The 16,409-nt window shown below is 44.6% G+C and carries 12 protein-coding genes and 1 riboswitch; of the genes, 8 read left to right on the forward strand and 4 right to left on the reverse strand.

The window, feature by feature from the left end; translation table 11 throughout:
* Positions 1 to 420 precede the first annotated feature (420 nt).
* Positions 421 to 1,290 (reverse strand): HDOD domain-containing protein, encoded by an 870-nt coding sequence (locus Q7V32_RS01305; RefSeq protein WP_304895188.1) that lies wholly within the window; start codon positions 1,288 to 1,290, stop codon positions 421 to 423.
* 200 nt (positions 1,291 to 1,490) lie between these two features.
* On the opposite strand from Q7V32_RS01305, the gene Q7V32_RS01310 reads away from it, so the two are divergent.
* Together Q7V32_RS01310 and Q7V32_RS01315 are read left to right on the forward strand one after the other, a co-directional pair.
* Positions 1,491 to 3,698, forward strand: coding sequence for a glycoside hydrolase family 3 N-terminal domain-containing protein (locus Q7V32_RS01310; protein WP_304895189.1), 2,208 nt, complete (start codon positions 1,491 to 1,493; stop codon positions 3,696 to 3,698).
* Between the two features lie 8 nt (positions 3,699 to 3,706).
* Entirely contained in the window at positions 3,707 to 4,993 is a 1,287-nt protein-coding gene (locus tag Q7V32_RS01315) for a sugar MFS transporter (RefSeq protein ID WP_304895190.1), read from the forward strand.
* On the opposite strand, the gene Q7V32_RS01320 is transcribed toward Q7V32_RS01315, so the two are convergent.
* Entirely contained in the window at positions 4,983 to 5,723 is a 741-nt protein-coding gene (locus Q7V32_RS01320; protein WP_304895191.1) for a hypothetical protein, read from the reverse strand. The two genes, Q7V32_RS01315 and Q7V32_RS01320, sit on opposite strands and share 11 nt — an antisense overlap.
* Before the next feature lie 485 nt (positions 5,724 to 6,208).
* Complete coding sequence (locus tag Q7V32_RS01325) at positions 6,209 to 8,965, reverse strand: bifunctional diguanylate cyclase/phosphodiesterase (RefSeq protein ID WP_304895192.1); 2,757 nt, start codon at positions 8,963 to 8,965, stop codon at positions 6,209 to 6,211.
* A gap of 193 nt (positions 8,966 to 9,158) precedes the next feature.
* On the opposite strand from Q7V32_RS01325, the gene Q7V32_RS01330 reads away from it, so the two are divergent.
* On the forward strand, positions 9,159 to 9,311 hold the full coding sequence (locus Q7V32_RS01330; RefSeq protein ID WP_304895193.1) for a hypothetical protein: 153 nt from the start codon (positions 9,159 to 9,161) through the stop codon (positions 9,309 to 9,311).
* A 50-nt stretch (positions 9,312 to 9,361) separates the two neighbouring features.
* On the opposite strand, the gene thiC is transcribed toward Q7V32_RS01330, so the two are convergent.
* Positions 9,362 to 11,230, reverse strand: coding sequence for a phosphomethylpyrimidine synthase ThiC (thiC, locus tag Q7V32_RS01335; RefSeq protein ID WP_304895194.1), 1,869 nt, complete (start codon positions 11,228 to 11,230; stop codon positions 9,362 to 9,364).
* Between the two features lie 31 nt (positions 11,231 to 11,261).
* Positions 11,262 to 11,363, reverse strand: a riboswitch (TPP riboswitch).
* A 500-nt stretch (positions 11,364 to 11,863) separates the two neighbouring features.
* Here thiC and Q7V32_RS01340 point away from each other — a divergent pair.
* The 5 genes from Q7V32_RS01340 (at position 11,864) to Q7V32_RS01360 (ending at position 16,218) form a co-directional block, all read left to right on the forward strand.
* The gene (locus Q7V32_RS01340; protein ID WP_304895195.1) at positions 11,864 to 13,444 is read left to right on the forward strand and encodes an inorganic phosphate transporter; all 1,581 of its coding nucleotides are present in this window, start codon (positions 11,864 to 11,866) and stop codon (positions 13,442 to 13,444) included.
* Positions 13,445 to 13,691: 247 nt separating this feature from the next.
* Positions 13,692 to 14,669, forward strand: a complete 978-nt coding sequence (pilM, locus tag Q7V32_RS01345) for a pilus assembly protein PilM (RefSeq protein WP_304895196.1) — start codon at positions 13,692 to 13,694, stop codon at positions 14,667 to 14,669.
* Entirely contained in the window at positions 14,654 to 15,280 is a 627-nt protein-coding gene (locus Q7V32_RS01350; protein ID WP_304895197.1) for a hypothetical protein, read from the forward strand. Before pilM ends, Q7V32_RS01350 begins: the two co-directional genes overlap by 16 nt.
* Positions 15,270 to 15,902 (forward strand): hypothetical protein, encoded by a 633-nt coding sequence (locus Q7V32_RS01355; RefSeq protein WP_304895198.1) that lies wholly within the window; start codon positions 15,270 to 15,272, stop codon positions 15,900 to 15,902. Before Q7V32_RS01350 ends, Q7V32_RS01355 begins: the two co-directional genes overlap by 11 nt.
* The gene (locus tag Q7V32_RS01360; protein WP_304895199.1) at positions 15,892 to 16,218 is read left to right on the forward strand and encodes a hypothetical protein; all 327 of its coding nucleotides are present in this window, start codon (positions 15,892 to 15,894) and stop codon (positions 16,216 to 16,218) included. The genes Q7V32_RS01355 and Q7V32_RS01360 overlap by 11 nt, the downstream gene beginning before the upstream one ends.
* The last annotated feature ends 191 nt before the right edge of the window (positions 16,219 to 16,409 follow it).

A 16,409-nucleotide genomic window follows, 5' to 3' on the forward strand; every position in this document is an offset into this window, starting at 1 on the left:
TGAAAAATGAGTCTATATGACACCACAAACTCTAACGTACAAACTTAGTCTATACGCTTTTTTTAGCTGTGCGTTGGGATTAGTCAAAAAGCATGAGAATAGCCTCACACTTTTTGCTTTTGGTTATTAAGAATTTCGGATTAGCGCACAACAGGGATGACTCATCAGCAATTCGAAAAAAGGGCTGAGGGAAGCTTTTTGAGGATGTCGACACAGGGGATGCTGCTGTCAAAATGGTTTACGGCGTTCCTCGAAAGGCTTTTCCCTGCCCAAAAAAGACGCTGAAAATATCAATCTGGGAATTGCTGATGACTCATACAGAACACTACTTATCACTAAGCGATACACCCTCCGAACTAAAAAATCGCAGACCCTCGATTTACATTTATTCCTTTAACTTCCCTGTTTTGTTACGTCCAATCAATAGATGGTTGCGGCTTGCGGCCTGATAATACACATGACTTCATAGGCTTGAAATAATGCGTCATCTATTGCGCCTTGAATGACATTGGGTGTTAATTTCAGGAAGGCCAACACGTCTGAATTCAAGGTCGGCTCGAGAATATCAAAATTAAAATCGAATTTTGCGCAAGGCTCTATGCTATTCACAATTTTTCTAGCCACATTAATAATGCAGACATCTTCTCTTGGAGTATTGGCTTTAAGTGGATCCAATTGAAACGCGATTAACTCCCAAATGTTGGGTGGTAATTTCCATTGTTTAAGTAATTCCGCCCCCAGATCAGCATAGTTAAAACCAAAATGCTCTATTTCAGCCGCAGTCATCACTTCATCGCCCTGTTCTTTAAGCGCAAGAATTTCAGCCGATTCTCCGGGATAAGTCGAAAAAAATATCAGTTTACCTATACTGCTTAATAAGCCGGCAATAAAAAAACGCTCCTGGTCCGGATGTTTCAGTCGTTTGGCTAGGTTTCTAGACAATACCCCACAAGTGACACTGTGGTACCAAAACACATCCATATCGACTAATTCAGCAGGAATCCCTTTAAACCGGGTTGCTACGGAAGTTGCCATAACAATATTTCTTAATTCATTAAAACCAACCAGAGTGATAGCCCGTGAAACGGTGTCTATTTTTCCCGGCATGCCGAAGTAAGCGCTGTTGACTAATTTAAGAATATTGGCGGTCAATGCGGGATCGTTGATAATGACACCCTCAAGTTCGAGGATGGAAGGTTCTGGAACAGTCAGCAATTCGTTAACACGTAATGCGATTTCCGGAAGCGAAAACAGAGACCTGACCTGTTTAACTAATTGTATGGCATCCATTAATAACCTCTTTATTACACTTAATATTAAATTAACTCTTTATTTTCCCTAAAAGCAATAAAAACACCTATGTCCCTATATTCTGGAAAAGAGCCGTTGCTGCCTGTAATCCTATACCAAGGCGACTATCAGCCTAAGGACCTTATGTGAAAACAATAGCAGGTTGCCTTACACTTTTTTTATTTATTTCGGAGTCACCCGTGAGCGCTCAAACAATGAACACCCTTATTGAAGATCAGGTTCTTGATTTATTATCAAAAATGACCCTGGAAGAAAAAGTTGGGCAAATGACGCAGGTTGACTTTACCGTAATCGGAATACCGCCGGATCAAAACCCGACCTTTCCGATCGACCATCAAAAGCTTGAAGAGGCGGTCTTGAATCATCATGTGGGATCCATTCTCAACACCCCATTTACGCCTGATAACAAAGCACAATCAATTGAATCCTGGCGAAAAATGCTGATGACCATTCGTGATGTTTCGCTTAAAACACGGCTAAAAATTCCAGTCATGTACGGTATAGACGCGATCCACGGCGCGTCTTATACGCAAAATTCGACTCTATTCCCGCAAGCGATCAATATGGCGGCTACTTTTAATACCGATTTAGCCTATCAAGAGGGCGTTATAACCGCCAGAGAAGTCCGTGCATCCGGATTACACTGGAATTTCTCACCGGTAATGGATATCGGCAGGCAGCCTCTTTGGCCGCGTTTATGGGAAACCTATGGTGAGGACGTCCATTTGTCTAGCGCCATGGGTTCGGCCTATATCAAAGGCCATCAAGGCGATGATTTTTCTGCGCCGGACAAGGCTCCCACCTGTTTGAAGCATTTTGTCGGATACAGCTTTCCTATTAATGGCAAAGACCGCTCGCCAGCCTGGATAGGCGAAAGAATGTTGCGTGAATATTTTTTACCGGCTTTTGAAGCCGGCATCAAGCAAGGCGCACCAACCATCATGATCAACTCGGCTGAAGTCGATGGTATTCCAGGTCACGCCAACTTCCAGTACTTAACGACGATTCTCAGAGACGAACTGGGTTTTAAAGGATTCACTGTTTCGGATTGGGCAGATATCAATCGTCTTTATACGCGTGATAAGTTGGCGGCCTCGCCCAAAGACGCCGTTAAAATGGCGGTGATGGCCGGAGTCGATATGAGCATGGTGCCCTTTGACTTTTCTTTTTACGATTTACTGCTGAATTTGGCCCGTTCCGGCGAAGTGCCTCTATCTCGTATTGATGAGGCGGTCTCTCGTATTCTGACAGTCAAATATCAAAGTGGATTATTCGACTTTGACCGCCCGACGCCTGATCCAAAAGATCATTTTGCAACACCACAGGCGGTCGAGACGAATCGACAGGCGGCTCATGAATCCATCGTATTGGCAAAAAACGTTGACCAGGTGTTGCCTTTAAAAAAAGAGGCCCGCATTCTGGTCACCGGGCCCACCGCCAATTTATTGAGCGTGCTAAACGGCGGCTGGACTATCACATGGCAAGGCGATGCCGAGGAATTGTACCCTCAAGAAAAATCAACCGTACTGGAAGCGATCCGTAAAAAATCGTCAGGAACTGTCACATATATAGGAGGGCAATCATTTGATGATGAGATTGATATAGATCGGGCGGTTAGCGAGGCGGCCAACCATGAATTTATCTTACTGTGTCTTGGCGAAAAGCCGTATACCGAAACACCGGGTAATATCGATTCATTGATGCTTGAGCCCCGGCAACAAAAGTTGGCAGAGGCTCTGCTGAAAACCGGCAAACCGGTTATCCTGCTGACCTTGGGGGGTCGTCCGCGTATTATTACCGCACTTGCCGAAAAAGCGGCCGGGGTTATTTTGGGTTTCTTACCGGGCATGGAAGGAGGTGACGCTATTGCAGACATTCTGTTCGGTGACTATAACCCGAACGGCAAACTGCCTATCACGTATCCCAGAAACACAAATGATATCGTGCTCTACGATCACAAACCCATAGAAGCCTTCGAATGGAATGTCTATAACCCACTCTACCCCTTCGGCCATGGATTAAGCTATACCCAGTTTGAAACCACTGGCCTGACGCTGAGTAAACAGCAACTGCAAATGGGAGAAAATTTGGATGTCAGCGTCAATGTCAAAAACACCGGAAACCGGACCGGCAAAGAAACGGTTTTGTTGTATTTAAACGATGTCGCCGCAACGGTCTCACGGCCCGTAAAACAGCTTAAAGCCTTTAAAAAAATCGAATTGACTCCGGGACAACAACAAACCGTCACGTTAACCTTGATGCCGAATGATTTGTCCTTTATTGGTGTCAATCTGAAACGCATCATCGAACCCGGAGAGTTCAAAGTCATGATAGGCAATGAATCGAGATCGTTTACCTTAATCGGCTCCGCTGAATCTTCCCTTTAGGCACACTCATGTCGCTTTTTACCGGCCTTAACAAAACTTCGCTTCATACTGATCAAAACAGGGCAACGCTGACATTGTTGACTTCCTTGTTTTTCATTTGGGGTTTTATCACCTGTTTGAATGACATTCTGATTCCACATTTGAAATCGTTGTTTACGCTCAGTTATACCAAAGTCATGCTGGTACAGTTTTGCTTTTTTACTGCCTATTTTCTCGTTTCAATGCCTAGCGGTTATCTGGTCAAAAGAATCGGCTATAAAAACGCCATCGTCAGCGGATTGGCAATCGCTGGTTTTGGTTGCCTGCTGTTTTATCCGGCTGCGGCACTCAGGTTGTATTGGTTATTCCTGTCTGCATTTTTTGTATTGGCATCCGGCATCACCATGCTGCAAGTCGCCGCAAATCCTTACGTCTCCCAATTAGGAAGCTCCGAAACCGCCTCAAGCCGCTTGACGTTGACACAGGCGTTTAATTCTCTGGGAACCACTGTAGCGCCTTATTTTGGGGCTACATTTATTCTGAGCAAGACGCTTATCACCAATTCAGCCGTTAACCCTTCCGCAATAGCCTCTCAGCGCGCTATAGAAGCAGCCGCTGTACAAAATCCGTATTTATTGATATCGCTGATATTATTCACTACAGCCTTGGTGTGCTGGCTGTATAAATGGCCCGTTTTAAGCCGGGATCAAGCCCCATCAACTATTGAAAGACCGTTGGTTACTGTAAAAAAAGAAAGAAGCGTTTGGCAGGAAAGACATCTTATTCTAGGCGCCATTGCGATTTTTCTTTATGTTGGGGCTGAAGTGTCAATTGGTAGTTTTATGGTAAATTTTTTATCAGAACCTAAAATTATCGGCCTGCCTAGTCATGAAGCGGCCAGTTACCTTTCCATTTACTGGGGCGGCGCCATGATTGGACGATTTTTAGGTGCTGCACTCATGGCGAAAATCAAACCCAACAAAGTATTGGTATTTCACGCGGTGGTTGCTGCTTTGCTGATCACAGTCGTTATTTTTGGCAGCGGTAAAGTGGCTATGATTGCCATTTTATCAGTCGGTTTTTGCAACTCGATTATGTTTCCCAGCATTTTTTCGTTGGGAATCAAGGATTTAGGAGGGTTGACCCAGCAGGGTTCCGGAATCTTATGCGCAGCGATTGTGGGCGGAGCAATCATTCCTGTTATTCAGGGCCTGCTGGCCGACGCCTTTGGTATACAGCACGCCTTTGCTTTGGCCTGCCTGTGTTATTTATACATTGCTTACTTTGGGTGGTCAGGCCACGCCGTTAAGACCTGAGTTGCATCAGTGATTGCGCTCGCCAAGCCAAACCTTTGGTTAAATCCAGCCAAGACGATTTATGCTTCTGGTAGTTGAGTATCAACTCTGCCTGATAAGTCAGTTTATTGTCGTTTTTAACCGTGCTTAAAATAAATTGAGCCCTGTTATCACCTGAAATGCCGTCTTTAAAATCATCCGGTAACTTAAAATTCACTCGTCCGGACGCATCAGTCCGGCCCTGCTGACGCGACCCATTCGTCGTCTCAAGCAATACCGCTGTATTGGCCATGGGCTCACCGTCCAAACTCACACTGAACGTATAAGGCTGGCTACTCTCATAGCCTATTTCAGGCTTTGGCAATACTCTGGGTTCTATTTGTAAAGGCGATTTAACAACAGCAATCAAATCATCAGAGGAGGCTTCAATATCACGTCCTTCCAGAAAAAAATACCGCGTTTGCGTACGAATGACCTTACCTTGCTGGTGCTGAGTCACCAATGCATGGTAGCCCTTGATTTCAGTAGAGGGCAACAACAGTGTTCCAGAGAAAACGGATACATAATTTTTGGTTAGACTCGGCGTCCAAAAGGCGACCCGCCCTGATGAATCAAGCTCAATACTCATTTTCTCTTGATTTTGCAAGTCAGTACCTGCCAACTCTTTAACTTTGATCTTCACCTCGGATATAACTTGAGGAGTCGTTGTCGTTAGAGCGATCATAATCAGTGTTAGGAGAATTTTGTTCATGCTCATACCCTTTTCTTGTCGTAGCAATAAAAAGATTTCAAACTTTATTTATCACTACTTAAATAAACCGCACAATAAAATCTAGTATCAAATTTTCCTCATTTTGAAAAAATACCTGATGAAGAAAGCGTTAAGGTACCGAATTATAAATTGTCCTTACCTTGCCTTAACCTGATAAAAATTATAACTAGCTATCAAACTTGGCGACAACCATTGTACTTAAAAAATATTACAGCAATATTTACACCATTGTTAAACAACGTTAACAATTGTTGCAGTCATCATTGGTTGATGGCTCAGAATGGTCAGCAAAGGAATTAAACTGTGTTATTTATCTATAAAAATAACCGGCCTTTGCCTCACCCTACTTTTCACTCCAACACCTCTATTCATAAAAAGGTCCATAAGAGTGCATTCCGGGCTTCATCATGAGGCACTCGTTGAATTGAAGGGGGTAAAGCAGATGCGATAAAAAAATCAATCGGTTAATTTAAAAACCATTGTAACGATTTTGTAAACGCCTGGACTTCGTTACCGGGTAAGGGCTTACAAAATAAAAAACCTTGCCCACAACCGCATCCGTATTTCTGGAGAGTATCCAGCTGATCTTGTGTCTCTATACCCTTGGCAACAACAGCCTTACCGACAGGCATAGCAATACGAATGACATCCTGAATAAATTTTACACTTTCCGTGTCACCGGGAATGTTCCTCAATAATCTGCGGTCCAGCTTTATCAGATCAACCGGCAATTCTGCGAGGGACTTCAAATCGGTAAATGTCTGCCCGCCAAAATCATCGATACATACAGTGACGCCGGCTTCTTTCAACAAAGAAATTTCAGGCGTTAAAGCCATACCGTCGTTCAAAAAAGCGGATTCTTTTAAATCGATAGTAAACCAGGCAGGATTTACTTTTAACTGCTCAAGCTGAGTCAGTATTTTACCCGCCCAATTCGGCGTGTTAATCTCGCTCAACGCCAGATTAACACTCATTTTTGGAGGTCTGACCCCCTCAGAATTCCAAATTAAAAGCTGCGTACAGACCTGATTAAACATCCATTGAGTGATACTTCCTATATAGCCTTTTTCCTCGGCCAAAGGTAAGAAGTCAATGGGTCCTATGGCACCCAACACAGGATGATTCCAGCGAATAAGGGCTTCATAGCCCACTATTTGATTGTTGGTAAGTGAATGATAGGTCTGATAGTACAAAGAAAACTGAGAGGTCGGGCATTTCACAGATCCGGCTGAAAACTCATTTTTTTCATTTAATAGGCTGAATCGAACCGCTTTAACCAAATCTTCGGCAAGTTGCGCCTGACTAACCTGTAACTCCTGCATCTCTTTAGTATAGAAAGCATAGCCAAGCTTCTTCTCTTTAGCAGAATACATGGCTGTATCAGCGTAATTGATCAACGTTTCCCCATCGGTTGTATGCTCCGGATAAACGGCAACACCGATACTGGCACCCAAGGTCAGAATATGTTCGTCAACATAATAGGGCAACAAAAGAATCTTAAGCAGTTTTTCAGCAACCCTAATCGCAGAATAAGCATCTGTTTCGGGCAACAATAACAAAAATTCGTCTCCCCCCATGCGCGCAGCGACATCGGAATCGCGCAGCACTGAAACCATGCGCTTTGCCGTTTCTTTAAGTACTTCATCACCGGCAGAATGTCCGTAACTGTCATTTACAGACTTGAATCGATCAAGATCCAAATAAAACAGAGAAACGGACCATTTATTTCTATGAGCCAGATTTAACGTTTGCTGAAGCCGATCAGAAAACAGGCGGCGATTGGCTAAACCGGTTAATTCATCGTAGTAAGACAACGAAGTAAGAATTTCCTGAGCCTCTCGTCTGGCGGTGATGTCATGGGCAATAGTATCAACCCCGACGCAGTCCCCTTTTTCGTTGTAAACCGGTGTATTAAGAAGCTCAAGCCAGTGTAAATCGCCATTGGCATGATAGATTTCGATCTGGTAAAGAGGCTGTAAGTGACCTTGAACACATTGCGCCAACTTTTCTTCAATTTCTTGATTGGCGGGATTATCAGAGAGGTAATCTTTAAAATTAGCCTTAAACTCATCCTGACTAAAGCCCAAAATCGAAGTGACCGAAGGGCTGACATAAGTAAATTTCCCCTCCGGATCTTGCCTGTAAAAAAAATATTCATCCTGGAGATTTTCTACCAGACTGCGAAACTTTTGCTCGCTGACCCGCAACTCTGACGTTCTCTGAGCGACCAGCGCTTCCAGTTCCATTTGCAGCTCTTGTAATTTCTTGTTGGCTAAAAGTGCGTCCTGATTGGATAGCTCGATTTTTTTATTCTGCCTTCTAATCTGGATGAGCCATGAAATCAGCAAGATCAAAACGATCAGCATGGCTCCCAACAGCTTGGCAATGAAAGCAAAATCAACTATCGGTTCAGCCTGAGGCACCCATTTATCAAAGATATCCTGTTTTTCATCTGCTGACAGCGAATCCAGACCTTTATGAAGAATGTCCGCCAGTATCGGCCAATCTTTTCTAACCGCGATACTCTCATTCGCGCTGTTGTGATCGTAAAAAGTCACCACTTTGAGGCTGGGAAATAAGCCTCGCTGAGAGAGAAAGTACCCCACACCGGAAAACCCGATAAATGCTTCGGCTTTACCGGTATCGACTGACTCCAGTCCCTCAGTAATACTGTCAACAAAAAAAGGAGTTAGCGAAGGAAACTCCTCTAAAACACGATCCACATACTGATAATTTCTTATCAAGGCAACGGTCTTGCCTGCGACATCGGCCCGGCTGTTAATCCCTTTAATATCTTTTCTGGCAATAATGACCAGCGATTTAGACAGATACGGCTGAGTAAAATTAAACCATTCTCGTCTTTCGGGGCGATCTACCATCGTTGCCACAGCATCTATGTTTTTAGTTGCCGCCGCATCATAAAGTTCGTTCCAAGTGTTATAGGGCACGACCTCTATGTTGATAGACAAACGCTCACTGATGACTTTGATGATGTCAATGGCAACGCCCTCAATTTGGCCGCTTTCTCCAACAAAACTGTAGGGCGGAAAATCGCTATCAAAACCAACTCGAACAGTTTTGTGCCGGCTCAACCAGACAAGTTCTTCAGGGGTCAATTTAATTCTTGATACGGTTTGGACGCGTGTTTCCTGGTTGTCAGTCAACGCAGCTACTGCCAAGGATGAAAAAGTAATTGATAGTATTAAAGTAAGTACGCGCACAATGGAAGTTTTTTCCAATTTATTAAGACCGTAACCCCGCCCATCGCCAAGGACGAACCGTTCACATAGAACCGAAGTATAGTCATTTCTATGAGCTATTTAAATTTAAACTATGGATTCATAGAAGTTCGCCTACCTATCGGCTAAATAACCACATTAGGCATCCAAAGACAACAGAATTGATTGACCTAGATTGACTCAGGGGCTGCAAAGCATCGAAGAATCTCTGCAATCAGAACTGAAAGATAAAAAACTATCTGTACATAATGAAAAAAAACCAGCGATGATCGCTGGTTTTTATGAAGAAAATACCGAACCCATCCGTCCTGGAGTGATTCAGAAGTAATAACAGCATGCTCAGCCATGCCGAGAGAGTCAGGCCTGTTAGGCTAAAGCCTAAACTTCATGATAGATTTTTGCACCTTCTTGCAAAAATTCTTTTGATTTTTCATCCATGCCTTTTAATAAGGCCTCTTCATCGGCCAGACCTTTGGCTTTGGCATAATCACGCACGTCCTGACTGATTTTCATCGAGCAAAAATGAGGCCCGCACATTGAGCAAAAATGGGCTACTTTAGCCGTATGCTGAGGCAGTGTTTCATCATGAAAGCTTCGTGCTTTCTCTGGATCCAAACCGATATTAAACTGGTCTTCCCAGCGAAACTCAAAACGAGCTTTTGACATGGCGTTATCGCGCGCTTGGGCACCCGGATGTCCTTTTGCCAAATCGGCAGCATGCGCAGCAATTTTATAGGTGACGATACCTTCCCTGACATCTTGTTTATTTGGTAAACCCAGATGTTCTTTCTGAGTGACGTAACACAACATCGCACAGCCATACCAGCCGATATTAGCTGCACCAATCGCCGAAGTAATGTGATCATAACCGGGCGCAATATCGGTGGTTAAAGGCCCCAATGTGTAGAACGGCGCTTCATCGCACTCTTGCAGCTGTTTTTCCATGTTGATTTTAACCATGTGCAACGGCACATGACCGGGTCCTTCAATCATGGTTTGCACATCATGTTTCCAGGCGATTTTGGTCAGCTCTCCCAATGTTTCAAGTTCTGCAAATTGGGCTTCGTCATTCGCGTCATAAATAGATCCGGGACGCAAACCATCTCCCAGCGAAAAGGAAACATCATAGGCTTTCATGATTTCGCAAATATCTTCGAAATGAGTGTATAAAAAGCTTTCCGTGTGATGCGCTAAACACCATTTGGCCATGATGGAACCACCGCGAGACACAATTCCGGTCATCCGCTTGGCAGTTAACGGCACATGTTGCAGCCTGACTCCGGCGTGGATAGTAAAATAATCGACGCCTTGCTCAGCTTGCTCGATCAGGGTATCTCGAAAAATTTCCCAGGTCAGCTCTTCCGCTTTACCATTCACTTTTTCCAACGCTTGGTAAATAGGTACCGTGCCGATTGGAACCGGAGAATTTCTCAGAATCCATTCGCGGGTTTCATGGATATGTTTACCCGTTGATAAATCCATAATCGTATCGCCGCCCCAACGGATGCCCCACAGCATTTTTTCAACTTCTTCTTCAATAGAAGAAGTTACCGCCGAATTACCCAGGTTACCGTTGATTTTAACCAGGAAATTACGCCCGATGATCATCGGTTCTAATTCAGGATGGTTAATATTCGCAGGAATGATAGCCCGTCCTCTGGCGACTTCATCACGCACAAACTCCGGCGTTATGACAGAGGGTATAGATGCGCCAAAAGACTCGCCGGGATGTTGATCTTTCCATAATTCTTTCATTTCCTCCATGCGTTGATTTTCCCTGATCGCTACAAACTCCATTTCAGGCGTGACGATGCCCTGTCTCGCATAGTGCATCTGACTGACGTTAGCCCCGGCTTTTGCTCTACGCGGTTTGCGAATCAACTCAAAGCGCAGATGCGAAGTGGCCGGATCATGCAAACGCTCATGACCGTATTCTGAGGTGGGACCGTCAAGTATCTCTGTATCACCACGCTCTTCAATCCAGGGCGTTCTAACCGACTGCAAGCCTTTTAACAGGTTGATCTCAACGGCAGGATCAGTATAAACACCGGACGTATCGTAGACATAAAGCGGTGGATTGGTTTCGGCACCAAAATGGGCTGGGGTATCGGATAAATTAATTTTCCGCATCGGCACCCTGATATCGGGACGACTCCCTTCTACATAGATTTTCTCGGAAGCCGGATAGGGCTCAATTTTGACACTGCTGACAGTTGCGGATGGGATTTCTTGTCGGACTGCGCTCACGCTTATCTCCTAAATCATTTGATAAATCAGGGCGCTGGGAAGATGGCTTCCCTACGCCGGTATTAGCCGGAGTCAGGTTCAAAGGGTTTTTCTCAGCAACAAGACAAAGCTTGAAGCACCCCTAGCCTTACGGTTATAGGTTTAAACTAAAGGATAATCAGGCATATTGCAAGCTTGAAAAAGCGTCTCAGGCTCTTAAGCTTTTCTTTACAGGCTCCACAATTTCAAAATTTTGGGCTAAGTACACGACTCGGGCTATCTGGTTAAAGAAAATTCCGGTTTAACGTTCCTGGCTCAGCAATTCCCAGTTTGATATTTTCAGCGTCACTTTGGGCAGGGAGAAGCCTTTCGAGGAAGGTTGTAGACCCATCCGTGGAGACTTGACGGCAGCATCTTTGCTGCCGACATCCCCGCAAAGCTTACCCCCTACCCTTTTTTATCAGCCACCTGGGAATTGCTGATCTTTGTTTAGCTGTTGGGTCTTTGCTGACAGATTTGCAAGCAGGTATTTATGACAATTTGATGAACTGTATTACGGATCTATGCAAGCCACTCATTTACATTGAATTTCTGCATCTGTTTTACCATTAGGATAAAATGCCCCGCAAATTAGCAGCTCCGAGGTGTAAACAGGTGGACTTAAAAAACATCAACCAAATTGAAGAAGCAAGCACATTAACCAAAAAGGACCTTATTAGATTAGGTCTTGCCGTCATTTTTATGATCTTTGTTTGCTTGTATGTAGGCAACATCACTGATCAAGTCGCAGGCCATAATCTCCTTATTGTTGCCGCTGTGATAGGGGGCTATATGGCGCTTAACATTGGAGCCAATGATGTTGCCAATAATGTCGGTCCAGCTGTCGGTTCCAATGCGTTGACATTGACGGGAGCAATCGTCATAGCTGCTATTTTTGAGGCGTCAGGCGCTATGATCGCAGGAGGTGAAGTCGTCAACACCATCAAAGACGGTATCATTGATCCGGACATGATTAAAAATCCTGATACCTTTGTCTGGCTGATGATGGCTGCATTGTTGGCTGCAGCAATCTGGTTGAATATAGCTACTTTTTTAAATGCACCGGTATCAACGACTCATTCCATAGTGGGTGGCGTTATGGGCGCCGGCATCGCGGCAGGCGGAACCGAGATTGTCGATTGGCCTGTATTAAGCCAGATTGTCCTGAGCTGGATTATTTCGCCCTTATTAGGCGGCTTTTTCGCTGCTCTGTTTTTGTTTTTGATCAAAAGAAAAATCACTTATCAGCAGGATATGCTGGCTGCAGCGCAAAGACTGGTGCCGCTTTTGGTAAGTCTGATGGCTTGGGCATTTTCCACCTATCTAATATTGAAAGGGCTGAAAAACATCTGGAAAACAGATTTATTAACGGCAACAACAGTGGGCTTCTGCATTGGTTTAGCCACTTTCTTGATCGTTAGACCCGCACTTCAACGTGCCGCAGTAAATATGGATTCAACGAAAGCCGGTGTTAATTCGTTATTTACCTTACCTTTGATCTGCTCGGCGGCGTTACTCAGCTTTGCCCATGGAGCCAATGACGTAGCCAATGCCGTCGGTCCTTTGGCCGCTATCAATGACGCAATCGTCAGTCAAACCGTATCCAGTAAAGCCTCGATTACACCCTGGGTTATGCTGGTAGGCGCAGTAGGCATATCGCTGGGACTGGCATTGTATGGACCCAAATTGATTCGCACCGTGGGCAGCGAAATTACCGAACTCGACAAAATGCGCGCGTTTTGCATTGCGATGTCAGCCGCCATCACCGTCATATTTGCCAGCCAGTTAGGACTTCCTATCAGTTCGACGCATACCGCCGTTGGTGCTGTTTTCGGCGTGGGTTTTTTACGTGAATACCTGAAACACAGTAACGCCAAGCGAATGGAGGAAATCAGAGCGCATCACGAGCATGATGCTCCGGAAAAAATCGCAGCATTCTTGAACGAGTTCAAAAAAGCATCGATCGACAAAAAAGGCTTGATGTTGAAAGAACTGAAACTACAAGCCAAAATCGAACAAGAGCATTCCTTTTTAACCAAAAAAGAACGCAAAAGCCTCAAAAAAGTCTATCGCCAGGAATTGGTCAAACGCTCGCATCTTTATAAAATTGCTGCAGCCTGGCTTATCACTGTGCCTTTATCAGCGCTGCTTGCCGGCCTTTTATTCTTCACTATCAGGGGCATTATGCTGCCTTGATACGAATACGTCAGCCGACTGTATAACGAGGGCAGTGCCGTTAACTAAACGGCATTGATTTCGAGAAAATGGGGTAACTAAATCCAAACAATAGGCACCCCCCTTTGTTGGGACAGGATAGCAGCATTTAATGCCTATCTAAACCTGCATCTTAGTTACCTACAATCACCTAAGGTCTGTTACTTGCTTGTAAATTACCCGGTTTCTAATAAACTTGATTTAGATCACACTTTCCGGATTCTATCAGGTGCAGTTTGTAAACAGACTTTTTGGTAAAAAACAGATCTCCTTGGGTATTGTAGGCCTCAGCTTTTTAACAAAAGGCATCAGCATTGCCATATCCAAATACAATGAGAGCAATGAATTAAGACTGGTTCATTGCGAATTCATAGCCACAGATCAACCGCCTGATTTAACCGTTGCCTTAGCCGGCTTGTTCCAACTGTATCCTCTAGAACGGTTCGATTGCCATCTGGTTTTAACGCTTGATAATTACCGGCATATCAACATAGAAGCCCCACCGGTGGCTGATAATGAACTCGCCGAAGCCATACGCTGGAAAATTCAGGACTTGATCGATTTTCCGGTAGATAAAGCGGTTATCGACTATTTCTCAACGCCGCCAACCGGGCGCGTCAACAGCGGAAAATCACTGGATATCATCGCAAGTCCTCTTGATACGATTAAACATCAGGTTGAGCTTTGCCAAAAAGCCAATCTGAATCTCAAAGTCATTGATATTCAGGAAACCTCCTTACGGAATTTAGCCGCCTTATTGCCCGAAAACGACCGAGGCGTTGCCATTTTGTATCTGCAGGACAGCAACGGCATGATCATCCTGCAAAAACAGGCCACTATTTACTTATCCCGCAAATTTAATACCGGCATCGACAAATTGGGACTAAACATTAATACGTCTGACAATGACAGAGCACAATCCGAACAAAGCTCTTTGGCGCTGGAAATTCAGCGTTCACTGGATTATGTGGAAAGCGTATACGGCATCCCCCCTTTTTCCGGGTTAGCTGTCATACCCATCGCCCAAAACACACAAAGACTCTTGGAAATCCTGAATGACCATCACGGCATCACGGCACGAATTATGGACCTCTCCACCATTCTCGACAGCGACATCATGCTGGACGACCTGACACAATCGCTATGCGCCCCTGTCATCGGCGCAACCTGGCGTTATACAGTTGAAAAACTATGCTCCAGCAAGTAAATCTTTATCAGGATATCGTCAAGCCGCATGGAGACAAAATCCGGCCGTCCCTTTATGGGTGGCTTCTGCTGACAGGCTTGCTGCTAATCACCGGTATGACACTGCACACCGTCTGGACAAACCATTCACTCAACAACGCAGTCGAGTTGGCCCAGCAGCAACTTAAAATCGAAACAGCTCATGTAGAGCAATTGATTGCCCTGTTGCCTCCCGAAAAAGAAGAGGCACGAATACGGCTGGAAATAGAACGCTATCAAGCTCAATTGAAAGAATTAAGCCAGAGTCTGCAATTGCTCAAATCAGACAACGCCATGCAAATCCAGGGCTTCTCAGGTTATTTTCAGGCCTTATCCAATCAGGCTTTTCAGGGACTCTGGCTAAAACACATTTACCTCAGCTCCGAACCGCCGCTTTTCAAATTTGAAGGCAGTACGCTAAAACCCAAATTAATCGCAGGATTTATTCAGAAACTGCAAAAGGAAGCGGTCTTTCAAGGTCAACATTTTTCTTCACTGACAGCAGAGCAGTCACCTACAGAAAAGACCTCTATTGATTTTTCTCTTGCCACCACATCTGAATTACTTTTGGAATCGGAGCCTCATGCTAAATAACTACAAAGAGCGTTTTAATGCGTTAAATCAGCGCGAAAAAATTCTGGTAACGGCGGCCGCGCTGATGGTGGCATGGGGCATATGGGATAAGGTTATTTTACAGCCGCTTGCAATACAACAAAGCCAGCTCGAAAAATCCTTGTCGGCCATTGATCAACGTATTGCCACACAAAAGCTAACTGCACTTGAACTTGAAAACAATACTCTTGAAGGCGGACCCAAATCCTCTAAAACGGTATTAAGCGACTTGAAAAATCAATATTCCCAACTTGAAAACCAGCTTAGCAAAGAAGACAAAAAATTCGTACCGCCAAAATTAATGGCAAAACTGCTGAGTGACATGCTGAATCAGGCGCCTGATCTGTCATTGATTAAACTCGAAACACTACCCATGATTCAACTGACCCAGGCAAAAAATACGTTCCCTGTTTATAAACATGGATTGAGCATCAGTTTTACGGGCAATTATTTCAGCACTCTCCAGTATCTGAAAAACCTGGAATCCCTACCCTGGCATTTTTACTGGGAAAACATCGACTACCAGGTCAAAGACCATCCGCAGGCTTTAACTACTTTTACAATTTACACCTTGAGTTTTGAGGAGACTTGGCTTGGCGTTTAACCTGCTGCTAGTCTTTTTTATCAGCGTTCTGACGACTGCCTCGGCATTCGGACAGGGCTATGACCCGACTCAACCCGATACCACACAGACACAAACACCGGATAATGCCACAGACGCAGAAGCCCTGACACTTTCCGGGATTTGGCGAACTCAAAAATCCAGACACGCAAGGATTAACGGCATACTCGTCAAACAAGGCCAAATTCTGACCAATGGTGCACAAGTCATCAGCATCAGGACTGATAGCGTTATCGTTGAATATAACGGCGCCCGTCAGACGCTGCATTTAATTCCTCATTCGATCAAAAAACGGTAAACAACAATAGACTCAACAATGAAAAAAAGCATACTCTCATTCAGTCTCACACTCACCGTTTTCGTTGCATCTTGCGCAAACATAAAGTCTCCCGAATCACAGCAAGTTGCCAATTTTTTCTCGGAAGTAAACGAGTCGGCCACCTTAACACAAGAAGCTGAAATCAGGGCGCAGCAAACGAAGTTAGCCAA

It is taken from the genome of Methylicorpusculum sp. (assembly GCF_030651835.1).
GTDB lineage: Bacteria > Pseudomonadota > Gammaproteobacteria > Methylococcales > Methylomonadaceae > Methylicorpusculum.